A 25302-nucleotide genomic window follows, 5' to 3' on the forward strand; every position below is an offset into this window, starting at 1 on the left:
CCGCCGACCGAGAAAGACATTGGACTATGAGACACCGGGTGATCTGTTTTCAGCAGCCCTTGCCAATGGCATTTGAGCGTTGCACTTGAAATGCGAATGTAAGGCCGTCTGAAAAGACAATGGACAAACCATGAGCGACAATAATCCTTTACACGATCTGCTTTCCGAAATGGTGCAGGCGTATTCGCAAAAAAACCAAGCCCCGCATATCCCAACGCCGGCCGAAATCGGCACGCATTTGCATCCCCTGCTCGACCGCATGTGTGTCGAAGCAGAAAACCGCAAAGCCTCGGATATTTTCATCAGCGCCGGTTTCCCGCCATCAATGAAAGTGAGCGGCGTGTTGACCCCTGTGCCGCACAAAGCCTTAACCGGCGAAGAAACCGCGCAAATCGTCGAATCCACCATGAACCCCGAGCAGTTGGAAACTTTCAACCGCGAATGGGAGCTCAACTATTCCGTGCAATCGCGCAGCAACACGCGTTAGCGTGTCAATGCCTATCACGAGCAAGGCCGTGTCGGCTTGGTGTTGCGCCGCATCAACCAAGAAATTCCCGAAATGGAAGTGTTGGGCTTGCCGGAAAAAACTAAAGATTTGGCGCTCGCCCCGCGCGGTTTGCTGATTTTGGCGGGTCCGACCGGCTCGGGTAAATCGACCACGATGGCCTCGATGCTCAACTACCGCAACAACAAAATCCCCGGCCACGTTGTGACCATCGAAGACCCGATTGAGTTTATCTACAAACCACGCCGCTGCATTTTCACCCAGCGCGAAATCGGCATCGACACGCCGGATTGGAAAACCGCCATCCAAAACGCCATGCGCCAAGCACCTGACGTGGTGTGTATCGGTGAGGTGCGCAGCGCGGAGAGCATGGAATACGCCATGCAGTTGGCACAAACCGGCCACTTGTGCGTGTTCACCATCCACGCCAACAGCGCATCGCAAACCATCGAGCGCATCATCAACTTCTATCCGGAAGAGCGCCAAAAACAAGTATTAATGGACTTGGCCTTAAACCTGACCGGCATCATCGGCCAGCGTTTGGCGATTAAGAAAAACCGCACCCAGCGCACCGCCGCGATCGATTTGCTGCTCAACACCCCTGCCATGCAGGATTTGATTTTCAAAGGCGAACTGATGGAAATCCGCGGCCTGATGGATCGCGCTTCCGGCGACGGCATGCAAACTTTCGACCAGCATTTGTTCAATCTCTACACCCAAGGCCACATCGAATACGACGAAGCCTTGCGCCAAGCCGATTCGGCCAACGATTTGCGTTTGCGCATTCAATTGCACGAAGAAGGCAACGAGCCGGAACGCTTGTTCGACCGCATCAGTGATTTGAATTTGATGTAAGCAACAGGCCGTCTAAAAGATTCAATCACTTTCAGACGGCCTGAAACCTTAATTGTTTCCTATTTGTTAACGCTGCATTTCTTCTAGTGAATTTATTCTAAAACCGATTTTGTCTACAATAACGCTTTCAAACACACACCTTTCAGTTGAACAACACAAGTCCTACTTGTTTGTTTTACCCTCCCGACTCATGTTCGGGATTTTTTTTGCCCGCCGTTTCGGTGCGGCCTGCCGATTCCTGCTAAAATTCTGTTTATTTCACCTTATGCTCGCATCATCATGAGAACCTCGCCGCTCAAGCCGTTGATTATGACGTCGTTGCCCGTGTTTATCAGCGTGCTCATTGCCGCCACCAGCGTTTGGTATATCGACATGCTCGCGCTGGCGATGCCGTTTGTGTTGGGCATCATTGCCGGCGGTTTGGTCGATTTGGACAACCGCTTAACAGGCCGTCTGAAAAACATTGTGATTACGGTGATATTGTTTACCATCGCCTCTTTATCTGCGCAACTCACGCTCGGCACCGGCTGGCCGTTTATCGCTGCCATGACCGCGATGACGTTTTTCTTCACGCTGTTGGGCGCGGTCGGCCAACGCTACCGCACTTTTGCGTTCGGCTCGCTGGCGGTGGCGACTTACACCTCGCTGACCTACACGCCGGAAACCTTTTGGCTGACCAATCCGCTGATGATTCTATTGGGCACGGTGTTATACAGCACCTGCACGCTGGTTTTCCAAATGATGTTCCCGCATCGTCCGGTGCAGGAACGCGTGGCCGATGCTTATGAAAGCTTGGGCGATTATTTCGATGCCAAGGCCGACTTTTTCGACCCCGACGAAGCTGCATGGCTAGGCAACCGCCAAATCGACTTGGCCATGCGCAACACCGGCGTGATTGCTGCCTTCAACCAATGCCGCGCCGCGCTGTTTTACCGTATGCGCGGCCAGCACCGCCACCCGCGCACCGCCCGTATGCTGCGCTACTACTTCACCGCGCAAGACATTCATGAACGCATCAGCTCGGCACACGTCGATTACCGCGAGCTGGCCGACAAACTGAAAAACACCGACCTGATTTTCCGCATCCACCGCCTGCTGGAAATGCAGGGGCAGGCCTGCCGCAATGTGGCCGGAGCCTTACGCAGCGGCAAAGACTACCATTACAGCAAACGCCTCGGCCGCGCGATGGAAGGCTGCCGCCAATCCTTGCAATGGTTTTCAGACGGCCACCCCGACAGCCACGAAGTGCACAATATCCGCCAATTGCTCAACAATTTAAGCAGCGTCGATCACCAACTCAAGCAATTGGAACACAGCGACAACCACGCTGCGCTTGAAGGCGAATCTGACGTGACCCGCATCGCCGCCGTGGAAAGCCACAACGGTTTGAAACACGTTTGGCAAAGCGTGAAAAGCCAATTGAATTTGGAATCCGCCGTATTCCGCCATGCCGTTCGACTGTCTCTGGTGGTGGCCGTGGCCTGCGCCGTGGTCGAAATCCTTAACCTCAATCTCGGCTACTGGATTTTGCTGACCGCGCTGTTTGTGTGCCAGCCCAACTATTCCGCCACCAAAAGCCGCGTGCATCAGCGCATCGCCGGCACGATTTTGGGCGTGGTGGTCGGCTCGTTGGTGCCGTATTTCACGCCATCGGTGGAAACCAAGCTGTGGATTGTCATCGCCTGCACCACCCTGTTTTTCATGAGCCGCAGCTATAAATACAGCTTCTCGACCTTCTTCATCACCATCCAAGCCTTAACCAGCTTTTCCTTGGCCGGACTCGATGTGTACGCCGCCATGCCGTGGCGGATTATCGACACCATCATCGGCTCGGTGATGGCGTGGGCGGCGGTGTCGTATCTGTGGCCGGACTGGCGTTACCTCACGCTCGACCGCACAGCCGCGTTGGCCGTCTCCGGCAACGGCGCTTATCTGGATAAAATTCTCGAACAACTGCAACACGGTGGCAGCGACGACGTCAGCTACCGCACCGTGCGCCGCCAAGCCCACGAGCGCATCACCGCTTTGAGCAGCACCTTGTCCGACATGAGCAGCGAGCCGGACAAATACGGCGACCAGCTTTCAGACGGCTTCAATCTGTTAAAAACCAATTACGCGCTGACCGGCTACATTTCCGCACTCGGTGCCTACCGCAACGAAATGGCGCAAGAAACCGATCCGGCCTTTACCGCCGCGTTCTACCAAACCGCCCGCCAAATCGCCGCGCTGTTGAAACACATGCCGCAGCAAACCGCCGCCGACTTTCAGACGGCCTTAACCCAACTGCTGCACGATTTGGAAGCCTTGCGCAACCTTACCGCCGACCGCCAAAGCCATATTCTGTGGCAACAACTGAGCCTGATTGCCCGCCAACTGCAACCCTGTTACCAAGCCTTGCATCATCAAACTGAGGCGGCCGAAGCGGAGCAAACTTCGGCCATGGCTGCGTCTTAAAAGTAAAGGCCGTCTGAAAACAAAACCCGAGACCTTTCAGACGGCCTTTATGTATCCAAACCACCTTCATGCCGACCACGCATAACGTTTCTGCTAAAATACGCCTTTAACAACCATCATCAGAAAACCACATACTCATGCACGCCATCGATATCCGCCATGCTGTCAAAACCTATGCCAACGGTTTCACCGCCCTGAACGACGTTTCTTTTACGGTCGAACAAGGCGAGTTTTTTGCGCTGTTGGGGCCGAACGGTGCGGGCAAAACCACGCTGATTTCTGCCATGGCCGGACTCAACCGCCTGACTTCGGGCAGCATCAGCGTGATGGGCTACGATGTGGTCAAAGAGCCGCAAGGCGCGCGCATGAGCTTGGGCGTGGTGCCGCAGGAATTGGTATTTGACGCGTTTTTCACCGTGCGCGAAGCGCTGCGTTTTCAATCGGGCTATTTCGGCATCCGCAACAATGATGCGTGGATAGACGAAATCATCGACAGCCTAGGTTTGAGCGACAAAGCCAACACCATCACCCGCAACCTTTCCGGTGGCATGAAGCGGCGCGTGATGGTGGCGCAAGCCTTGGTGCACCGTCCGCCGGTAATCGTGTTGGACGAGCCGACTGCCGGTGTCGATGTTGAGCTGCGCCAAAGCCTGTGGACATTCATCGAAGGTCTCAACCGCCAAGGCCACACCATCATTCTGACCACGCATTATCTGGAAGAGGCGCAAAACCTGTGCAACCGCATCGCCATGATGAAACAGGGGCGCTTGGTGGCTTTGGATTCGACCGAGCATTTATTACACGCCGAACAAGGCGTACGCGTGGCGCTACAATTGTCCGCGCCGCTGCCTGCTGCTTTACAGCCGTGGTTGACAGGGGAACAAGACGGCAATCTTTTGCTGAAATTAGATGATTACAACCGCCTCGGCGAAGTGTTGGCCACATTGAAAAGCGCGGGCATTGAAGTGTTGCACATGGCGCTGCCGGAAACGGATTTGGAAGATGTGTTTGTGAAGCTGACACGTTGAGCTTGTCTGCGCATAATAGAAATACATTATTGAAATTAAACGCATGTGACCGATACCAACACTTAAATATCGTCATGCTTCCTTCTATTCAACCCAAAGAGTACGTTTATGCAAAAAATTACCCTGATTGCCGCCTACGCCGACGCGCGCTGCATCGGCATCAACAACACCATGCCGTGGCATTTGCCGGAAGACTTTGCCTTTTTCAAACGCTACACCAGCGGCAAACCGGTGGTAATGGGGCGCAAAACATGGGAATCTTTGCCGAAAAAACCTTTGCCCGAGCGCCGCAACATCGTCATCAGCCGACAAACCGACTATGCAGCCGACGGGGCGGAAGTGGTCACCAATTTGAGCGATGCATTGGCCTTGTGTGCCGATGCGCCTGAAATCATCATCATGGGCGGCGCACAAATTTATGCCCAAGCCCTGCCCCTGGCCACCGATTTGCGCTTGACCGAAGTGGCTTTGCAGGTCGAAGGCGGCGATGCGTTTTTCCCTGAGTTTTCCACCGATGAATGGCAGGAAACCGCCCGCGAATCACACACCAGCGCCAAGGGCATAGATTATGCGTTTGTGCATTATCAACGTCGATAGCCCATTCACCCTATAAAAAATGCCGTCTGAAACCGATTTCAGACGGCATTTTTTATGTTTTGCTGAAACACACACAACCGTATGTACAATCAATTGTGCAATAAAGATACATATGCGAATGTAAATATAATTTCTAGAATGATTTCTCTAATTTTTCACTTTTGCCACCATACTGCTTTTTTCAGACGGCCTGACGGGTTTGAAAATCAGCTTGTTTTTCAGACGGCTAAACCAAATCACTACATTCTGAAAAATAATCACACCTTCAACATTATTTCCCAGCCCACCACAATTACAAACGTTAAACCGCCGCCAAGAAGCGTAATCCGATAGCAAAGCCGCTTGCAGGCCGTCTGAAACATCACGATACTAAACCCATCGAAAGCAACAGGCAACCGCCGCCGCTTTCCCCTTTTTCTTTGCTTGAAGGAGCAACTATCATGAAAAAAACTTTATTGACCACTTTGATTTTGACCGCCGCTGCTGCAGCTACTGCCGCCCCGTTCAACACCTACAACACCGGCACCTTTACCGGTACCGCTGTTGAAATTGGTGCAGGCGCAACCAAAAGCGATGTGAAAAACAGCAGCTTGGACGAAGAATACAAAGCCGATATGGCGATCCGCGGTAACCACAACGTGCAATTCGGCAACAGCAACTGGATCGGCGGCGCTGAAGTAGCCGTGAAACCATTGCACCGCACCGTGGGCAGCAGCGCAGCCGGTGACGTGAAACAAAAAGTCGATGCCAGCGTGTCTTATGTTCAAGGCTACCGCTTAACTGATGATGTGATGGCTTACGGTAAAGTCGGCTACCACTACGGTAAATTCGAAGGTCCTTACGACACCAAGAAAAACATGAACGGCGTAGGCTACGGCGTGGGCGTGAAATATGCAGCGACCCCGAATATCGAAGTCGGCGCAGAGTGGGAACAAACCCGCTTTAAGAAAGACGATACAAAGATCAACAACAACGGTGTGATGGCCACTGCCGCCTACCGCTTCCGTTAATCTTGATATTTAAATCGGTTTAAATACAGTAGCTTAAAAGGCCGTCTGAAATGATTCAGACGGCCTTTTCTTTGATACAAAACACCTGTTTTAAACCTTCACATCAACCCATTAACAAGCAATCATTCTAAAGGCAGTCATTCCCGCTAAGGCGGGAATCCATTTTTAGTGGCCAGAAACTTGCCAATAAAACAAGCTTACTGAAACTTTAAGATGGATTCCCGCCTTAGCGGGAATGACGGTTGTCCTATGTGTGTTGGACGATAAAGGATTTTACAAAGGTCTTGATATTAATAATATTGGCGATACGATTGCGCTGCTTTCAGCCAACCAAAATCCTGCTGCATGGCGCGTGTGCGCATGTCTGCCCACACAGTCGGTTCCGACCACGCATACAGCGCGGCGTTGAACGCATTCGTCAGGCCATGCACATCAGGCGCGTCGAATACAAAACCGGTGGCCGCATCGCTTTCGCCAAAGCCCACCACAGTATCGGCCAAGCCGCCGGTGCGACGCACCAAAGGCAAGGTGCCGTATTTCAGGCCGTAAAGCTGGGTCAGGCCGCAGGGTTCGAAACGGCTCGGCACCAAAATTACGTCACCGCCGCCAATCAAACGGTGCGCCAAGCTTTCATCGTAGCCGATGTGTACGCCCACACGCTCGGGATAGCGTTGCGCCAACTCGCTAAACGCCTGCTCCAAGGCTGGTGCGCCGCTGCCCAACAAGGCAAACTGCATGGACGCATCTTCAGCAAGTTTGACATACAAAGCCTCCAGCAGAAAATCCGCACCCTTCTGCTCGGTCAGACGCGATACCATCACACACAACATGGCATCGGCATCATTTTTCAAACCGAAATGCTGCTGCAAAACGGCTTTGTTGGCGGCTTTGCCTTCTGCCACATTATCCAGGCCGTATGAAGTGGGCAAAGCCGGATCGTTGGCCGGATGCCAAATGCTTTCGTCCACACCGTTGAGTATGCCGCTCAATCGGCCTTGATCGCGCCGCTGTTGCAACAAGCCTTCCATGCCGTAAGCGGATACGGTGATTTCCTGCGCATAAGTCGGGCTGACGGTGGTGATGTGGTCGGCGTAATACAAACCGGCTTTGAGAAACGAAATTTGGCCGTTAAATTCCAAACCCTCGGGCTGATACATTTCCCACGGCAGCCACAAATCCGCCATGTGGCGCGCGTCAAACAAGCCTTGGTAGGCGATGTTGTGGATGGTGAACACGGTTTTCACCTCCCATGCGCCCCATGCTTTCAAATACGCCGCAGCCAAACCGGCCTGCCAGTCGTGTGCGTGCAGCACATCCACCTCGCTCCAAAACGGATCGGCACCGCATGCCACCGCCGCAGCTGCCCAACCGAGCAAGCCGAAACGCACGACATTATCGGGATAATCACGGTAATCGCCGTCGTGATAAGGGTTGCCGTCGCGGTCGTACAAATGCGGCGCATCAATCAGATAAAGCCCCAAGCCCTGGTACTCGGCAAAGCGAATCACTGCATAGCCGCCCGGGCTGTCGCAACGGAACACTTCAGATGTAAACGGAATCTGTTCGCGGATTCGGCGGTAGTAAGGCAGAATCACGCGCACATTGTCGCCGTTTTGCTGCTGCGCAAACGGCAGCGCGCCCAACACATCAGCCAGACCGCCGGTTTTCAATAAAGGATAAAGCTCAGACGCTGCATGCAGGATATTCATAATCTTCCTAAATCGATGATAAAAGTTCAGACGGCATGGTTGAGGCCGTCTAAAAATGGTTCAGACGGCCTCAAATTTTACTTAAATGCCCATACCATCGGCAAATTTATTCAAGGCTTTGGCACGTTTTTCCAACATATCCGGTGTGACCAACACCACGCTGCCACCCGAACTCACGCGGAAAAACTCGGCATCTTTGCCCGGATTGACACCGATTTGCATGCCGTCCGGAATCTCGCAGGCGCGCTCGATGATGCAATTGCGGATGATACAATTTTTGCCGATTTTCACCTGCGGCAGAATCACCGATTGCTCAATCACCGAACCTTCGTTGACGGTCACACGTTCAAACAAAACCGACGAGCTGATTTCGGCATCGGTAATCAAGCAGCCGCCGCTAATCATCGAATTGTCGATGGTGCGCTCGTGTTGATGCTTATAGAAAAATTTGCTCGGCATCGATTGCGACGGCAAACCGCGTATCGGCCATGAGCGGTCAAACAAATTCAGCTGCGAATATTCCGCCACCAAATCCATGTGCGCGCCCCAATAGCTGTCGAGCGTGCCGACATCGCGCCAGTAAATGCTGCCCTCGGCGTTGCGCCCCATGCATGAGCGCTCAAACGGGTGCGCATACAATACGCCGTCTTGCAGCGCTTTCGGGATAATGTCTTTGCCGAAGTCGTGGCTGGTATGATCGAGCTTAACTTCGCGCTCCAGCGTTTCGTAAAGATAATCGGCATCAAACACATAAATGCCCATCGAAGCCAGCGACGAATCCGGTTTCTCGCGCATGGCCGGCGGGTTTTCCGGTTTTTCCACAAACGCCTGCACTTTCAAATGCTCGTCCACCGCCATCACGCCGAATTCTTTGGCTTCGCTGCGTTTGACTTCAATCGAACCAATGGTGCATTTGGCGCCGCGCGAAATATGGTCGCGGATCATCTGCATATAGTCCATCTTATAAATATGGTCGCCGGCCAAAATCAACACGTATTTCGGCTTGTAATGCTCTTTCATCAAAGCGACGTTTTGCCACACCGCATCGGCGGTACCGCGATACCACATGTTTTCATCGACTTGTTGGCGCGCAGGCAGCATATCCACGAAGTAACCGCGCTCACGTGGCATAAAAGACCATGCGTGCTGCAAATGGCGCAGCAGCGAATGGGCTTCGTATTGGGTAATCACGCCGATTTTGAACAAATTGGAATTGAAACAGTTGGAAAGCGTAAAGTCGATGATGCGCCAGTTGCCACCAAAATAAACGGCTGGTTTGGCGCGGCGGTCGGTCATTTCGCGCAAACGCGAACCGCGACCACCCGCCAAAATCAACACCAGCGTGTCATCAGCGATGGCGGCAGCAGTTAAAGGGCGTTCGAGACTATAAGCTTGCGGGATAGAGTCTTGTGCCATGATGGTTGTTTCTCCTGTGATTAAATCGGGTTATCAAATGGTAAATTTCTCTTAGTATTGCGATTGTTTGCCGATGAGCATAAGCGCATCGGCTGAAACGGCTTGTATTTATTATGGACGGCGACTGCTTCAGTTTTGTTACAACAAAAAGCGGCAGCGGGTCGGAATGTCATCAAATGATAATAATCTAAAACCCAAGCTGCCGCCTGTACAAAACGCAAATAAAATCTGATACTTATGTTAAATTAAGTAAAACAGGACGCTTATATTAAAGCCTTATACCTTGACGCATAGCCGATAAGTTTACGCAGTTTTCACATCATTGGCCGCCGGTTGCGACACGATATGCACATCGCGCTGCGGGAACGGGATATTAATCTTCACTTCGCGCAGGTTTTCTACCACCTGCTCATATAAATCGCATTGGAATCCCCACCAATCGGCTTCGGTTGTCCATGCCCACAAGGTGATTTCAATCGCATTGTCGCCCAAATTGGTTACCTGCACCGTGGCCGGTTTCTCGGTTTGAATACACTTAGGATGCTCGGTCGCCGCACGCAACACCGCCGCTTTGGCCGCTTTCAAATCACAGGCATAATCCACGCCCACCAACACTTGCGCACGCCATTGCGGCAACGAAGATTTATTGGTGATGCTATTACTCATCACCACGCTGTTGGGCAAAATCACTTCTTCATTGGCATATGTGCGCAACGAAGTCTGCACCATTTTGATTTCGCGCACATAGCCTTCAAAGCCGTTGACTTTAATATAGTCGCCCACCTTAAACGGACGGAACAAAATAATCAGCGCACCGGCAGCAAAATTCGACAATTGATCTTTCAACGACAAGGCAATCGCCAAGCCTGCACCGCCGACCAAGGCTGTAACCGATGTGGTCGGCACGCCCAGTTTGCCCAGCGCGGCGATAATCACCATAATCAGCAGGCCGATGTTGGCAACGTTGCCCAAAAAGCTTACCAAGGTCAAATCCACTTTGGCGCGGGTCAACGCAGCTTTCATCAACTTCACGATATAGGTCGTCAACCAGCGACCAATAACAAAAATCGTCGCAGCAGCCAACAGGTTCAGGCCGAAATCCATGCCGTTTTCAGCCAAGCGCTCCCAGCTTTTCAGGCTGAAAAGCTGCTCAAAAGTGAAATTGTCAAAATTCATTGTCTATCCTTATTTGAATCAAATTTTTAGGTTTCAGACTGCCTAACGGCGCAACTTCCAACCCGAATGCAACACCGCTAACACCAGCGCCCCCAATGCCGCCACCACCGTGCCGACCACCGCCAACGACAGCCACGGCGATGTGTCACTCACGCCGAAAAAGCCGTAACGAAAGCCGTCAATCATGTAAAACACCGGATTGAAATGGCTGACCGTGCGCCAAAACCCAGGCAGGCTGTTGATGGAATAAAACACACCCGACAAAAACGTCAGTGGCATGATGAGAAAATTTTGGAACATGGCCAACTGGTCGAATTTTTCCGCCACAATGCCTGCCATCAGGCCGAGTATCGCCATCATGGCCGAACCCAGCAGCCCGAACACCACAATCCAGCCCAAATGATGCGGCATAGGTAAACCAAACGGCGCCGTCACCGCCACCACGCCCAAGCCGACCAGCAAACCGCGCACCACCGCCGCGCCGACATAGGCGCTAAAAAAGGAAAAGGTGGACAAAGGCGGCAGCAGAATAAACACCAAATTGCCCGACAAGCGCGATTGAATCAGGCTGCTGGAGGCATTGGCAAACGCATTTTGCGCCATGCTCATCATCGCCAAACCGGGGATCAGAAACGCGTTATACGCCACATCGGGCAAGGCTTCGACATGGCGGCCGATGGCGTGTGAGAAAATCAATTGGTACAAAAGCGCGGTGAGCATGGGCGCGCCTAAGGTTTGCAAGCCCACTTTCCAAAAGCGCAGGATTTCTTTTTTGAATAAGGTATAAAAACCGATCATGATGTGTGTTCGTGTGTAGATATAAAGTGGAAGGCCGTCTGAAAATGAAGGGCTTCAGACGGCCTGTGTGTTATCGGCAGCATTTTAACATATTAAACATCACCGCTTAAATGATTGTTTCATTTTGTTTTATGCCACACTACCGCCCAAATGCTTGCCCGAGCGCGTGCAAACTGCCATCATCTTGTTTTTTTCCACCGCGAGCCCGCCATGAATACGCCTGTTTGGCTTTTCGATCTCGACAACACCTTACACAACGCCGATGCCGGCATTTTTCTGCTCATCAACCACGCCATGACCGATTATCTAGCAGGCCGTCTGAATCTTTCCCACGACGAAGCGTCCGCCATCCGCGAAGACTATTGGCACCGCTACGGCGCAACTTTGGCCGGATTGCAAATCCATCATCCTGAAATCGACATTGTCGAATTTCTGACCCAAAGTCACCCCATGCCGCAGATTTTAGAAAAATTAACACCCATCGAACGAACTCAAACCCTTTTAGGCCGTCTGAAAGGGCGCAAAGCGGTGTTTTCCAACGGCCCATCGTTTTATGTGCAGGCCATTATCGAAAACTTGGGCATCCGCCCGTATTTCGATCTGCTGGCCGGCACCGACGATTTCGGCTTTCTGTATAAGCCCAACCGTCAAGCCTATCTGACCGTCTGTCAACTAATTGAAACAACACCGCAAAATTGTATTATGGTAGACGATAACGCGGATAACCTTTACGCCGCCAAACAACTGGGTATGCGCACCGCATGGTTTGGCCGCAAAGCCCACGAATTGCCCTTTGTCGATTGCGCCGCGCACGACATGGCCGCGCTGGAAAACTGGGCGGCGCAACAAGGCTGGCTCGAGGCCGTCTGAAGCGTGTAAAAGCCTATGATTCCTTATCTAAATTGATTACAATAAACCGATATTCTCAACAAGGAAAAAGACATGCGTTACCTAGCAATGATTTTGGCGTTGACCGCACTGGCCGGCTGCACATGGGAAACCTACCAAAAAGCCGACGGCAGCACCGCCCTTCGCCAAAAATACGAAAAAGGCACCCGCGTTTACTATCAGGACGGTTCTTACTCGCGCAACATGAATTACAACCAATACCGCCCCGAGCAACGCGCCGTGAAGCCTGAAATGCAACAACATCAAGATGTCCACGGCACCAAATGGGGCAGCCAAACCGGCGAAGCCGACTCTGCCGCCGCCGAATAATTCTCATGCCGTCCGAACATGACATCCATCGTTTCAGACGGCCTTCCACATTCAATCGTTCACCCCGAATGGAAAAACAACAATGAGCCAAACACCTTTACATATCGTGATTCTTGCTGCGGGCAAAGGCACCCGTATGTATTCCAAAATGCCGAAAGTGCTGCACGAAGTCGGCGGCAAGCCGATGGTTGCCCGCGTGATTGACGTCGCCGCTACGCTGAATCCGCAAAACATTTGCGTGGTCATCGGCCACGGCAAAGAACAGGTTTTGGAAAAAGTAAAACGCGATGTGGTGTGGGTGGAACAAACCGAACAGCTCGGCACCGGCCACGCCGTGAAAATGGCCTTACCGCACTTACCTGCCGAAGGCCGCACTTTGGTGCTGTATGGCGATGTGCCGCTGACTGATACCGCTACTTTAGAAGCGCTTTTGGCTGCTGCCGGTAACGAAGTCGGCCTGCTGACCGATGTGTTGAACAACCCGACCGGCTACGGCCGCATCATCCGCGAAGGCGAAAAAGTGGTGGCGATTGTGGAAGAAAAAGATGCTGATGCCGCGCAAAAAGCCGTCAAAGAAACCAATACCGGCATTTTGGTATTACCTAATGCCAAGCTCGAAGGCTGGCTCAACAGCTTGTCCAGCAACAACGCACAAGGCGAATATTACCTGACCGACCTGATTGCCTTGGCCAATTCAGACGGCATCGCCGTGCATCCGGTGCAAGTGCGCGCATCGCATTTGGCCGCCGGTGTCAACAACAAAGTGCAATTAGCCGAATTGGAACGCATTTTCCAAACCGAGCAAGCGCAAGAATTACTCAAAGCTGGCGTCACCCTGCGCGACCCTGCCCGCTTTGACTTACGAGGCCGTCTGAAACACGGTCAGGACGTGGTGATTGATGTCAACGTGGTGATTGAAGGCGATGTGGAAATCGGCGACAACGTAGAAATAGGCGCCAACTGCGTGATTAAAAACGCCAAAATCGCCGCCAACACCAAAATTGCTGCCTTCTCTTCATTGGAAGATTGTGAAGTCGGCGAAAACAACGTCATCGGCCCATACGCGCGTTTGCGTCCGCAAGCCAAATTGGCCAACGAAGTGCACATCGGCAACTTTGTCGAAGTGAAAAACTCCACCATTGGCGAGGGCACCAAAGCCAACCACCTGACCTACATCGGTGATGCCGAAGTCGGCCGCAAAACCAATTTCGGCGCAGGCACCATCATCGCCAACTACGACGGCGTGAACAAACACAAATCCGTCATCGGCGACGAAGTGCGCTTGGGTTCCAACAGCGTGGTGATTGCGCCGGTAACTTTGGGCAACAAAGTCACCACCGGTGCCGGCAGCGCGATTAACAAAAACGTCGCCGACGGCCAGCTCGCCATCGCCCGCGCCCGCCAAACCATTATTGAAGGCTGGGTGCGTCCGGAAAAAGGCGATAAAAAATAAGCTGCTCTTCAGGCTTCAGACGGCCTGAGACCTTTGTAAAACTTCAGATTTGAGTACAGTTCGAAGTTATAGCAGCGCAGAAAGCGCAGACATATCACTTAGATAGGCAAGCTTTCGAGCAGCGCATAACGAAGAAATGTGCCAAAGATGAAGATTTTGCAAAGGTCTCAACCTAACGATTAAAGGCCGTCTGAAACCCTGCTGCTCGGTTATTCATCATCATGAAGGGATGTATGAAATTCCATATCGGTTCCATCATTATTTTGATTTGCGGCCTGTGCGCCCTGATTCCCGGCCTTGATGGTTTTGGTCGGCATGGGTGGATGGGTGCATGAAGTGCTCGACCAGCCCATCGGCGGCATCGCTTTGTTCGCCATCGGCTTGTGCGGCGTATTGGCAGCGGTGTTCCCTTTGCTGGTGAAATTTTTGACCCAGCGCGAACACGACAACCGCCCCGAAAAATAACTGGTCAGCAAGCAAGGAAACAGGCATGAACATCCGCACTTTACTCGCGCTCTCGACTGCCGCCTTATTGTGGCAATCGTCATCCGCTGCGACCATCACCGAAACATACGATGACCCCGAACGCGGCCAAGTGGTGCGCACCACCACAACCGTGGACAAACCCGGCTTCAAAAGCCACACGGTCACCGGAAAATCGTCATCGCTGCAGCAACTCACGCCGCAACAGCAGGCCGAGTTTGCCGAAGCCATGACCCAATGGACCAGCGGCGTGCTGCAAAACGGCCTGCACTCCAGCCAACTTTTAAGCGAGCTGGCAAAAATCAACGGCGTGCCGTTTGACGATGAGGCGTTTCAAAAGCAAGCCGATGAAGCGGCGGCGTTTTTGAAATCAGGTGAAGGTCAGGCAGTGATGAAAAAGAATCTCGGTGCGATGATGAAAATGCTGCCGCAACTGGAAGCCGCATCACAACACATGATGCAGCAAATGGAGCAGCACAATCGCACTTTACAGCAACAACTCGACAGCTTGTTTCAGGAATAAACAGGCCGAGACCATTTCCCACGGCCTGCCCAAAGCAGGCCAAACCGCCATGCCGTTAAAGCTCAAACGCAACCCTGAAGCAATGCTCAACATACTTGCTTCATCGCCCGTGATACGGTGTGGTTTTATTTAAACTCTTGATACTAAGGAACTTATATGTGCGGTATCGTCGGCGCACTGCGCGCCAATCATAATGTAGTCGATTTTTTAACTGACGGCCTGAAACGCTTGGAATATCGTGGTTACGATTCTTCAGGCATTGCCGTTCACACCGGCGAACGAATCCGCCGCGTGCGTCGCGTTGGCCGCGTACAATTAATGGAAGATGCGGCTAAAGAAAAAGGCATCCATGGCCATTTGGGCATTGGCCACACCCGTTGGGCAACCCACGGCGGCGTGACCGAGCCAAACGCGCACCCCCACATTTCTGGCGGCATGATTGCCGTAGTACACAACGGCATCATCGAAAACTTCGAAGCCGAACGCGAACGCCTGCAAGGCTTGGGTTATGTGTTTAAATCACAAACCGACACCGAAGTGATTGCCCACAGCGTGAATCACGAATACAGCCAAAACGGCGGCAACTTATACGAAGCGGTTAAAGCGGCGACCCAAAATTTCCACGGCGCTTACGCCATTGCGGTGATTTCGCAAGAAAACGACAAAGAAATGGTTGTGGCACGCATGGGTTGCCCATTGCTGGTGGCCTTTGGCGACCAAGAAACCTTCATTGCATCCGACGTATCGGCTGTGATTGCCTTCACCCGTAAAATCTCTTACTTGGAAGATGGCGACATCGCCCTGCTCAACGCCGACGGTATCGTGAAATTAATCGACAAAACCGGCGCACCGGCCGACCGCCAAGTGAAAGTATCTGAATTGTCGCTGGCTTCTTTAGAGCTGGGCCCTTACAGCCACTTCATGCAAAAAGAAATCCACGAGCAGCCGCGTGCGATTGCCGACACGGCTGAAGTATTCTTGGATGGTGGTTTCGAACCAAGCAACTTCGGCGAAAAAGCACAAGAAGTGTTTGCCGACATCCACAGCATCAAAATCTTGGCCTGCGGTACCTCTTACTATTCCGCGCTGACCGCCAAATACTGGCTGGAAAGCATCGCCAAAATGCCGACCGACGTAGAAATCGCCAGCGAATACCGCTACCGCGATGTGATTGCTGATCCGAAACAATTGGTCATCACCATTTCCCAATCCGGTGAAACACTCGACACCATGGAAGCGCTGAAATACGCACAATCTTTGGGTCAACACCACAGCTTGTCGATTTGTAACGTGATGGAATCCGCCTTGCCGCGCGAAAGCGAATTGGTGCTCTACACCCGCGCTGGTGCCGAAATCGGTGTGGCCTCAACCAAAGCCTTCACCACTCAATTGGTGGTCTTGTTCGGTTTGGCCGTGACTTTGGGCAAACTGCGCGGCCACGTGACCGACGAGCAAGCACACGCTTATGCGGAAGAATTGCGCCAATTGCCGGGCAGCATCCAACACGTTTTGAACCTCGAGCCACAAATCGCTGCTTGGGCGCAAAAATTCGCCAAAAAAGACAGCGCCTTGTTCTTAGGTCGCGGCATTCACTACCCGATTGCTCTCGAAGGCGCGTTGAAGCTGAAAGAAATCACCTACATCCACGCCGAAGCCTACCCTGCCGGCGAATTGAAACACGGCCCGTTGGCATTGGTGGATGAAAACATGCCGGTAGTGGTGATTGCGCCAAACGACACCTTGTTGGACAAAGTCAAAGCCAACATGCAGGAAGTCGGCGCACGCGGCGGCGAATTGTTTGTATTCACCGACCTCGACAGCCAGTTCAACGAAGCCGAAGGCGTACACGTAATCCGCACCCCGCGCCACGTCGGCGTATTGTCACCGATTGTGCACACCATCCCGGTGCAATTGCTGTCTTACCACGCCGCCTTGGCACGTGGCACCGATGTGGACAAACCACGCAACTTGGCTAAATCGGTAACGGTAGAATAATGGTTGGGGTCGAGACCTTTGTAAAACCCCAGATTTGAGTACAGTTCAAAGTTATAGCAGCGCAGAAAGCGCAGACATATCATCAAGATAGGCAAGCTTTCGAGCAGCGCATAACGAAGAAATGTGCCAAAGATGGGGATTTTGCAAAGGTCTCGCCGTCTGAAAAGACACAAAAAAATGCCGTCTGAAAGAGTAAAGTCTTTCAGACGGCATTTTTTATGAATTGCCTACATAGAACTCAACACAGCATAAATCATCGAGCCGATGTAATTGCCGAAAATATAGCCCGCCGTACCAATCACCAAAATCGGGCCCACCAGCGCACGCCAGCCGCGGCCGATGGCCAAAGCTGCCGCCGTGGTGGGGCCACCGATATTGGCATTACAAGCCAACACCACTTCTTCGATGCTGAATTTGAAGAGTTTGCCCGCCGCCAGCGTTACCGCCAAATTGACTACTGCCACGGTTAAGGTAAACACAAACAGCAACGGTGCGTTTTGCAGAATCAGCGGAATCGAAGCCGGCACGCCAATCACCACGAAAAACAAGAAAATGCAGTAAGTGCCCAATTCTTGACTACCATCAAGCTTGGCCATGCTGCGCGGCATTAGCGCAATCACGGCAAAGGTCAGCGTGGTGAGAAGCAGGTATTTGTCGGTCACCAAGCTAATCAGCATTTCCGTGGCGATGTTACTGCCGCTGCCCAACAGTCACGTCCACCGAACCACCGGTCGAATGCGGCGGCGGCATGGTAGCGCGATAAGGGTCGGCCACAAAATCATCCAAAGCCGCTTGGATTTGCGCTTCGGTAAAATCGGGATGGTGCGCCACAATATTGGCACGAAAACTTTCACGCAAAGCCGCCTGCACCGCCAAAGGCCGCCAGCCGTCAAGCACTTCCAAACCATATTCCGCCGGCAAATGCGCCAATGCCTGATGCAGTTTTTCGATAAGGGATGCGCGTAACCACACCGTGTCCACCGCCCCCGCTACACCCATCTCGGCATACACCGGCCGCACACGCAGCCGCGCGGCAGGCCGCAGCATACAGAGCGACTCGCCGTTGTCACCAATCGGCACAGCCGCAATGCGACACCAATCAAACGCTTGGTAAGGCGTTAAAGCAGTGTGAATCATGAGTTTGACCCCTATCGTAAAATCGTTAGAGAACATGATGCGAATGTAAAATAAAAGCCCAACCGAATCAAGCACCCGCCCATGCAAAAGGCCGTCTGAAAAATTTGTAATCTTTCAGACGGCCTGTTCAATTTATGATGGAAACTCACTCAACCCGAGCCTTCTTCTTCGCCAGCACCACGCCAAACAAATACACCGCAATCCCCAGCCACACCCACGCGTAGCCGGTGAATTTTTGCAGGCTGAACGCTTCGCCGAACAAAGTCAGGCCCAAGAAAAACTGCATACTCGGCGACACATATTGAATCATGCCCAAATCACTCATGGAAATGCGCTTGGCTCCGGCGGCAAACAGCAGCAGCGGCAACACCGTCACCACACCCGACCCAATCAACACCGCCAAGGGCAGCGGCGCCAAGCTGCCGAACACCAAATTGCCCTGCTGCGCCACCCACAACAAATAGCCCAGCGCAAACGGCACCAACACCAGCGTTTCCAAGGTCATGCCGGTGAGCGCATCCAGCGGCGCGAGTTTGCGCAACAGGCTGTACACACCAAAGCTGCCCGCCAACAGCAGCGACACCCACGGAATGTGTCCCGCCGGCACCGCCAGCCACAAAATGCCGACCACCGCCAAAGCAATTGCCAACAGCTGCGTTCGGTTGAGCTTTTCTTTGAAAAACAAAAAGCCGAACAACACATTTACCAACGGCGAAATAAAATAGCCCAAGCTGGCATCGAGAATATGGTTATTGGTAATCGCCCACAGGTAAACCAGCCAATTGAGCGAAATCGCAAACGCGGTACCGACAAAAGTCAGCAGCAATTTGCGGTTGTGCACCGCCTGCCACAGCGTACCGAGCTGTCCTTTGAACACCAGCACCCCCAGCGCAAACACCGCCGACCAGCAAATGCGTTGTGCCAAAATCTGATCGGCACCGATGGCTGTGCCGGTGATGGGATACCAATAAAGCGGGAAAATGCCCCAAATCAGGTAGCAGCCCAGTGCGTACAACAGGCCTTTGCGGTATTCGTCGGGTTGGGTATTCATGAGATGTGTGCGTGTTCAAAACCAAAGAAAACAGGCAGGCATTTTACGCCTACCTTTAAAGAAAAGTACAACAGGCCGTCTGAAATCTTCAGACGGCCTTTCAATCTATTAAACCGTTTTGTTTTTCAACGGCAGCTTGATGTGGGGTTTGGCCGCTTTCGGCGCTTCTTTCAAGCCCAGCTCGATTTGCTGCTCATCGCTCAACAAATTGCTCCAGTCGCCGGTTTTATACCAATCGCAGCCGTCCAATTCAATCGGGTGCTGAATACGCTCGCAGCCGTTGCCGCACTGCAAATCGTCTTCCCGACAATATTTGTCGCAGCCCCAGCAAATCCGCTCCGGCGCTTTGGGGAAAATCGGAAACTTCTTGGCCATGTTTGTGTATCCTTGATTGAAATTGTTGTTATGTTTATGAATCGGCATTATAAAGGATTTTCAACGCATATGGTTGTTTTATACGGCTTTTTACGTTTGGCTTTTAAGAAAAGTTAAGGCCGTCTGAACATGGTTTGCACCAAACCTGTTCAGACGGCCTCAATATCATTCAAACATCAATCCAACAATGCATCCACAAATGCCCGCGCGTCAAACGGGCGTAAATCGTCGATGCGTTCGCCCACGCCGATGTAGCGCACCGGAATCGGGCGGTTGCTGGCCAGCGCAGCGAGAATGCCGCCTTTGGCCGTGCCATCGAGCTTGGTCACAATCAGGCCGGTCAAGCCCAAAGCTTCATCGAAGGCTTTCACTTGGTTAACCGCGTTTTGGCCGATGTTGGCATCCAACACGACGATGATTTCGTGCGGCGCATCGGGCATGGCTTTTTGCAGCACGCGTTTTACTTTTTTGATTTCTTCCATCAGGTGCAACTGGGTCGGCAAGCGGCCGGCGGTATCGGCCAGCACAATATCAATACCGCGCGCTTTGGCGGCCTGCACCGCATCGAAACACACCGCCGCCGAATCGCCGGTGGATTGCGAAATCACGGTCACGTTGTTGCGCTCGCCCCATTCCTGCAACTGCTCACGCGCCGCAGCACGGAACGTATCGCCCGCCGCCAATAGCACCGATTTGCCCTGCGATTGGAAATATTTCGCCAGCTTGCCGATAGACGTGGTTTTGCCCGCGCCGTTGATGCCTGCCAACATAATCACAAACGGCTCTTTGCTTTCGGGCAACACCAACGGCTGCTCCAAAGGTTTAATCAAATCGTAAATGGCATCTTTCAACGCACCGCGCAATTCTTCACCGTCTTTCAAGCCTTTCAGGCTGACGCGGTCGCGTACGTCTTTCATCAGATAATTGGTCGCTTCCATGCCCATGTCGCTGGTAATCAGCACGGTTTCCAATTCTTCATACAAATCTTCGTCGATTTTGCCGCCGCCGAACACGCCCGCCAGCGATTTGGCCATTTTATCGCGCGATTTGGTCAAGCCTTGTTTCAGGCGCGAAGCCCAGCTTAATTTGGTTTGCGCTTGGTCTTCTTCTGTCGCAGTTTGCGCAGCTACGGCTGTCGCTGCCGCCACAGTGACCGCTATGCTTTCAGACGGCGTATCTTCAGGTGATTCATCTGCCTTAACTTCTTCAGTTTCAACATTTTCCTGCACCTGAACTGCTTCTGCAGGCTCGGCTTCCGCTGCTTGGTTTTGTTCCGTTTGTGCTTCAGGATAGGTGGTTTCCCAAGTTTGAATTTCCGCCGCTTCCGGCTGATCCGTTGATTCTGCTGATGGCGCGACTTCGATAGCTTCGCCCGCAGCTTCCTGCTCATCGGCAATGGCTTCTGCCTGCTCCGAAGGCACCGAAACCACTTCGGTGCCTTCCGGCACTTGCACATAATCAATCACCACTTTGCCATCGTCGGTTAAAACGATTTCTTCTGTATTCTCGTCTTCAATAGAAACATCATCCGCCACTTCAACTTGCGCCGCGATATGCTCAAATGGCATTTCTGCAGACGCTTCTGCTTCCACTTGAACATCATCAACCAGCGTTTCAGTTGGCGCTTGTTGCGCTAAAATTTCTTCTTCAAATGATTGATTTTCAATAGAATCGACAGCAATTTCTTCGACCGGCGGCGCGGCCTGCGCTTTCTCTGCTGCTTCTTTGGCAAACGCATTTTCCAGCGCCGCCAGCATTTCTTCTACCGACTGGGTAGGTTCTGCTGCTGCGGTTTGTTCGGTGTGTTGGAGCTCGGGTTTAACCGCTTCTTCGGGAGCGGGGGTTTCCTGTTTTTTGCGGCGGAAGAAATCGAACATGGCGTTTCCTTAAAGTAAAATGCTTGAGAAATAAGGGCTATTGTAGCGTATTTTGTTGAGATGAACAGTATGGCCGCGCATAATCACGTCGGCAAAAATCTTTGCCCTTGTAAATGTTGTGTTCACAATCAAAGGGCCGTCTGAAACAAGCTTGATTCAGACGGCCTAAGCTATATTTTTTTCGCGGCAGAAAGCGTTTCACTTCAAGGCAGAGAAAAATGTTTCAGACGGCCTGTTTCCAACAGCGCCACCAACTCATTTCGGCGGCGGGCGATTTTTTTGCCCGGCAGCAAGCCGATAAATACGGCAATTGCCACGCTAATCCACAACGAAGCATTGGGCAAATCCAAGGCGCGTGCCAGCCATGAAATGCCGCCAAACAGCAGCGTGAAAAACAGCGCCCAACCAATAAAAAACACCAGCGATCTCATCTTGATTCCTCACCTTCAGACGGCCTATTTTATGTATAAAAGGCCATCTGAAAAAACATTCAAAAATTAAAATAATTAATTTAAAACAAATTATTAAATCTTAAAACAACAGGCGGAGGCGGGATAATTTTCAAGCTTCCGAACACCTTTCAGACGGCCTTTATCCCTTTATTTGCAACCCCACTCAAGGCTCAACGCAAACGCAAAACATGCCATCATATATTCATTAGCGCGCGCCGTTTGCACGCTCTATTATACCCATCTTCCAGATAAGCGTTGCCAACTTTCAGACGGCCTAATCCGCAGGTCAGCGGCGATTCTGTGCTAGAATCAAACCCCGCAGGCCCGTGGCTCTTTATGCTGCCATGCCGTTTCTTTGTTTTCCATGCCGTCTGAAACGCGTATTCAGACGGCCTTTAACGACTTGAAAAAAGCCATGAAGAAAACCCTGTTCCGCGCCGCTTTATTGGGCATCACCGCCGCCTTGCTGGCCGCTTGTCCGAGCAAGAGCGTCAAAAAATTACCGACCATAGACCAAACCGTCATCAGCGGCCCCGACCGCCCAACCGGCACACCGCACCCAGTCGGCACCACCTTCACACCGGGCGGCAATGCGTCTTATCTCGCCGTGCCACACAGCGCCATGCCGCAATGGAACGGCCAAGATTTCGTCAAAAGCCTGCAATCGTTCAAACTCGGTTGCGACAGACTGAAAAGCCGTCAAGGCTGGCAAGACGTGTGCGCCCAAGCCGCACAAACTCAGTTGAACCAAGCCGCCGCCAAATCGTTTTTCGAGCGCTATTTCACGCCGTGGCAAGTGAGCGGCAACGGCTCGCAAGCGGGCACCGTTACCGGCTATTATGAGCCAGTATTACACGGCGACATCGTACAGACCAACAAAGCACGTTTCCCGATTTACGGCATTCCGTATGATTTCGTTTCCGTGCCGCTGTCTTCTGCCCAGCGCAACAGCAAGGGCATCGTGCGCGTGCGCCAAACCGGCCAAAACAGCGGCGTGATTGCAGCCAACGGCACCCACACCGCCAACCTGTCGCAATTCCCGATTACCGCCCGCTCGACCTCGATTAAAGGGCGCTTTGTCGGCAACCAATTCATTCCGTATCACACCCGTGCGCAAATCAACGCCGGCGCACTCAACGGCAAAGCGCCGATTTTGGGTTACGCCGATGATCCGGTCGAACTCTTTTTCATGCACATTCAAGGTTCAGGCCGTCTGAAAACCCCGAAAGGCGAATACGTGCGCCTCGGTTTTGCCGATAAAAACGAATATTCTTATGTATCCATCGGCCGCTACATGGCCGACCGCGGCTACCTGACTTTGGGTCAAACCACCATGCAGGGCATCAAAGCCTACATGCAGCAAAACACCCACCGCTTGGCCGAAGTGTTGGGGCAAAACCCGAGCTACATTTTCTTCCGTAAATTGGAAGGCAGCAGCGACCAAGGTCCTGTCGGCGCATTGGGTACGCCACTGATGGGCGAATACGCCGGTGCGATTGACCGCCACTACATCACGCTGGGCGCGCCTTTGTTCGTGGCCACCGCCCACCCGATTACCAACAAAGCGCTCAACCGCCTGATTATGGCGCAAGACACCGGCAGCGCGATTAAAGGCGCGGTGCGCGTGGATTATTTCTGGGGCTACGGCGACGAAGCCGGTAATGTTGCGGGCAAGCAGAAAACCACCGGTTATGTTTGGCAGCTGCTGCCAAACGGCATGGCGCCGGAGTACCGTCCGTAAATCGATTGCAGTATAAAGTAGGCCGTCTGAAATTTCAGACGGCCTTTTATTTAAATATCATTCAAATTCAATTTCTTATAGACTTAACTTTTTGATAGCTTCTTTCAAAAAATTTACATTTACAAACATAAAATATCTTTTTTACCAAAACACATCAGTAATCAATTGACCAATAAAAAAAAACAATAATATACATACACTATAGAAAATAAATATAATCATAATCGAAAGGAATGCAAATTGAATATTGATTTTCAAATGCCGCAAGAAACTTTTTTTCGTGACTACCGTTACCAAAAGCCCTGTCTCTTCAAAAACGCGGTCAGACTGCCTGATAAGGCGGAGGTTTGGCGCGGCATCAACGAAATGTACCAGCGCGCCAACCCTGCCGACGAACTTTTCAAATTCCGCAAAGGCCCGCTGATTCCAAAAGAACATTATGTCGAAGCTTTTGAAGATACCGGACGTATCCGCCACCGCTTCAACAAAGCCGCCGTGTACGAATACCTGAAAGACGGCGCGACTTTGGTGTACAACCGCATCAATAACGAACCGTTTTCAGACGACATCACAAAGCAAGTCGCCCGTTTCGCCCAGGCGCATACCGTGGTCAGCGGCTACCTCGCTTTCGGTGGCGACCCATCCTACAAAAATCATTGGGACACCCGCGACGTATTCGCCGTGCAACTGGTCGGCAAAAAACATTGGAGCCTTTCCGCCCCCAATTTCGAGATGCCGCTCTACATGCAGCAAAGCAAAGACCTGCCGCATATTCCCGAACCCGAAACCACCGATATGGAAGTGGTATTGGAAGCCGGCGACATTCTCTATATCCCGCGCGCTGGTGGCACAACCCCGTGCCTATGGGCTGCGAAACCTTCCACCTTGCCATCGGCACCTTTCCGCCCAACGGCCACAATTACATGGAATGGCTGATGAACAAAGTGCCCGATATCGTCGGCTTCCGCCACAACCTGCAAAGCTGGGCGCAAGACCAAGGCAGTCTGAAAGAAGCCGCCGAAGCATTCGCCGCCGAGATTACCGATCCCGACAATTACGAAGCCTTTATGCAGCACTTTCTCGGCAACCAGCGCACCGACAGCGGCTTTGCCTTTGAAATCCTCGGCAACCCCCATTCAGACGGCCTGCCCGAAGATGCTTTATTGAGCTTGAATACGGTAGACAATTCGACGATTGAGAAAGGGTATTTGATTGCCAATGGAGTGAAAATTGATCTGGATGACAAAGGGAAAGAGGTTTTCCTTCACCTTCGTTCGACCCAGAAGCCTGTTATGGTAAAACATTTATTAGCGCATAACCAACTAGGAAGAGAGGAGGAAATCAAGAAACTGTTAGAAAGTTTGTTAGCATTAGATATTCTGGAGGTTAGGATTTGAAGGAATAAATATGAAAAAAATTTCCAAGGTTTTAGAAATATTCATTGAATTT

21 protein-coding genes and 2 pseudogenes are annotated in these 25302 nt (G+C 52.1%); 13 read left to right on the forward strand and 10 right to left on the reverse strand.

Features of this window, described 5'->3' with window-relative positions; translation table 11 throughout:
- Positions 1-130 precede the first annotated feature (130 nt).
- The 5 genes and pseudogenes from CRG49_RS05130 to CRG49_RS05150 all read left to right on the forward strand — a co-directional run bounded on the left by CRG49_RS05130 (position 131) and on the right by CRG49_RS05150 (position 6449).
- Positions 131-1360 (forward strand): annotated as a pseudogene (locus CRG49_RS05130) (PilT/PilU family type 4a pilus ATPase).
- 279 nt (positions 1361-1639) lie between these two features.
- Positions 1640-3814: a YccS family putative transporter gene (gene yccS, locus CRG49_RS05135; RefSeq protein ID WP_095502707.1), complete on the forward strand. Its 2175-nt coding sequence runs from the start codon at positions 1640-1642 to the stop codon at positions 3812-3814.
- A 137-nt stretch (positions 3815-3951) separates the two neighbouring features.
- Positions 3952-4842 (forward strand): ABC transporter ATP-binding protein, encoded by an 891-nt coding sequence (locus CRG49_RS05140; RefSeq protein ID WP_095502708.1) that lies wholly within the window; start codon positions 3952-3954, stop codon positions 4840-4842.
- A 108-nt stretch (positions 4843-4950) separates the two neighbouring features.
- Complete coding sequence (locus CRG49_RS05145; protein WP_095502709.1) at positions 4951-5439, forward strand: dihydrofolate reductase; 489 nt, start codon at positions 4951-4953, stop codon at positions 5437-5439.
- Between the two features lie 440 nt (positions 5440-5879).
- Entirely contained in the window at positions 5880-6449 is a 570-nt protein-coding gene (locus tag CRG49_RS05150; protein WP_095502710.1) for an outer membrane protein, read from the forward strand.
- 290 nt (positions 6450-6739) lie between these two features.
- Here CRG49_RS05150 and glgA read toward each other — a convergent pair whose 3' ends face one another.
- The 4 genes from glgA to CRG49_RS05170 all read right to left on the reverse strand — a co-directional run bounded on the left by glgA (position 6740) and on the right by CRG49_RS05170 (position 11548).
- Positions 6740-8158, reverse strand: coding sequence for a glycogen synthase GlgA (glgA, locus tag CRG49_RS05155; protein WP_095502711.1), 1419 nt, complete (start codon positions 8156-8158; stop codon positions 6740-6742).
- An 81-nt stretch (positions 8159-8239) separates the two neighbouring features.
- Complete coding sequence (gene glgC / locus CRG49_RS05160; protein WP_095502712.1) at positions 8240-9574, reverse strand: glucose-1-phosphate adenylyltransferase; 1335 nt, start codon at positions 9572-9574, stop codon at positions 8240-8242.
- Between the two features lie 303 nt (positions 9575-9877).
- A complete protein-coding gene (locus tag CRG49_RS05165; RefSeq protein WP_095502713.1) occupies positions 9878-10750 on the reverse strand; it encodes a mechanosensitive ion channel family protein in 873 nt (290 codons plus the stop codon).
- A gap of 42 nt (positions 10751-10792) precedes the next feature.
- Positions 10793-11548, reverse strand: coding sequence for an ABC transporter permease (locus CRG49_RS05170; RefSeq protein WP_095502714.1), 756 nt, complete (start codon positions 11546-11548; stop codon positions 10793-10795).
- Between the two features lie 210 nt (positions 11549-11758).
- Here CRG49_RS05170 and CRG49_RS05175 point away from each other — a divergent pair, with 210 nt between their 5' ends.
- The 6 genes from CRG49_RS05175 to glmS all read left to right on the forward strand — a co-directional run bounded on the left by CRG49_RS05175 (position 11759) and on the right by glmS (position 17220).
- Positions 11759-12418 carry a pyrimidine 5'-nucleotidase gene (locus CRG49_RS05175; protein WP_095502715.1) on the forward strand — a complete coding sequence of 220 codons (660 nt, stop codon included), beginning with the start codon at positions 11759-11761 and terminating at the stop codon, positions 12416-12418.
- 72 nt (positions 12419-12490) lie between these two features.
- Positions 12491-12766, forward strand: a complete 276-nt coding sequence (locus tag CRG49_RS05180) for a spore cortex protein (protein ID WP_095502716.1) — start codon at positions 12491-12493, stop codon at positions 12764-12766.
- An 82-nt stretch (positions 12767-12848) separates the two neighbouring features.
- Positions 12849-14219: a bifunctional UDP-N-acetylglucosamine diphosphorylase/glucosamine-1-phosphate N-acetyltransferase GlmU gene (glmU, locus tag CRG49_RS05185; protein WP_095502717.1), complete on the forward strand. Its 1371-nt coding sequence runs from the start codon at positions 12849-12851 to the stop codon at positions 14217-14219.
- A gap of 297 nt (positions 14220-14516) precedes the next feature.
- Complete coding sequence (locus CRG49_RS13115) at positions 14517-14684, forward strand: hypothetical protein (RefSeq protein WP_154143244.1); 168 nt, start codon at positions 14517-14519, stop codon at positions 14682-14684.
- A 25-nt stretch (positions 14685-14709) separates the two neighbouring features.
- Complete coding sequence (locus CRG49_RS05195) at positions 14710-15225, forward strand: hypothetical protein (RefSeq protein WP_095502719.1); 516 nt, start codon at positions 14710-14712, stop codon at positions 15223-15225.
- A 156-nt stretch (positions 15226-15381) separates the two neighbouring features.
- Complete coding sequence (gene glmS / locus CRG49_RS05200) at positions 15382-17220, forward strand: glutamine--fructose-6-phosphate transaminase (isomerizing) (RefSeq protein ID WP_095502720.1); 1839 nt, start codon at positions 15382-15384, stop codon at positions 17218-17220.
- A gap of 227 nt (positions 17221-17447) precedes the next feature.
- Here glmS and CRG49_RS05205 read toward each other — a convergent pair whose 3' ends face one another.
- The 6 genes from CRG49_RS05205 to CRG49_RS05230 form a co-directional block, all read right to left on the reverse strand.
- The gene (locus CRG49_RS05205; RefSeq protein WP_229436920.1) at positions 17448-17927 is read right to left on the reverse strand and encodes a DUF819 family protein; all 480 of its coding nucleotides are present in this window, start codon (positions 17925-17927) and stop codon (positions 17448-17450) included.
- The gene (locus CRG49_RS05210) at positions 17911-18357 is read right to left on the reverse strand and encodes a hypothetical protein (RefSeq protein ID WP_095502721.1); all 447 of its coding nucleotides are present in this window, start codon (positions 18355-18357) and stop codon (positions 17911-17913) included. The genes CRG49_RS05205 and CRG49_RS05210 overlap by 17 nt, the downstream gene beginning before the upstream one ends.
- 145 nt (positions 18358-18502) lie before the next feature.
- Positions 18503-19408, reverse strand: a complete 906-nt coding sequence (gene rarD, locus CRG49_RS05215) for an EamA family transporter RarD (protein ID WP_095502722.1) — start codon at positions 19406-19408, stop codon at positions 18503-18505.
- Between the two features lie 108 nt (positions 19409-19516).
- The gene (locus CRG49_RS05220) at positions 19517-19783 is read right to left on the reverse strand and encodes a DUF3079 domain-containing protein (protein ID WP_095502723.1); all 267 of its coding nucleotides are present in this window, start codon (positions 19781-19783) and stop codon (positions 19517-19519) included.
- Between the two features lie 176 nt (positions 19784-19959).
- Positions 19960-21351 carry a signal recognition particle-docking protein FtsY gene (gene ftsY, locus CRG49_RS05225; protein ID WP_369832018.1) on the reverse strand — a complete coding sequence of 464 codons (1392 nt, stop codon included), beginning with the start codon at positions 21349-21351 and terminating at the stop codon, positions 19960-19962.
- A gap of 512 nt (positions 21352-21863) precedes the next feature.
- On the reverse strand, positions 21864-22091 hold the full coding sequence (locus CRG49_RS05230) for a hypothetical protein (RefSeq protein WP_095502725.1): 228 nt from the start codon (positions 22089-22091) through the stop codon (positions 21864-21866).
- Positions 22092-22527: 436 nt separating this feature from the next.
- On the opposite strand from CRG49_RS05230, the gene CRG49_RS05235 reads away from it, so the two are divergent.
- Together CRG49_RS05235 and CRG49_RS05240 are read left to right on the forward strand one after the other, a co-directional pair.
- Complete coding sequence (locus CRG49_RS05235; RefSeq protein WP_095502743.1) at positions 22528-23853, forward strand: murein transglycosylase A; 1326 nt, start codon at positions 22528-22530, stop codon at positions 23851-23853.
- A gap of 240 nt (positions 23854-24093) precedes the next feature.
- Positions 24094-25250 (forward strand): annotated as a pseudogene (locus CRG49_RS05240) (JmjC domain-containing protein).
- Positions 25251-25302 lie beyond the last annotated feature (52 nt).

Source organism: Neisseria sp. N95_16 (genome assembly GCF_002551535.2).
GTDB lineage: Bacteria > Pseudomonadota > Gammaproteobacteria > Burkholderiales > Neisseriaceae > Neisseria > Neisseria brasiliensis.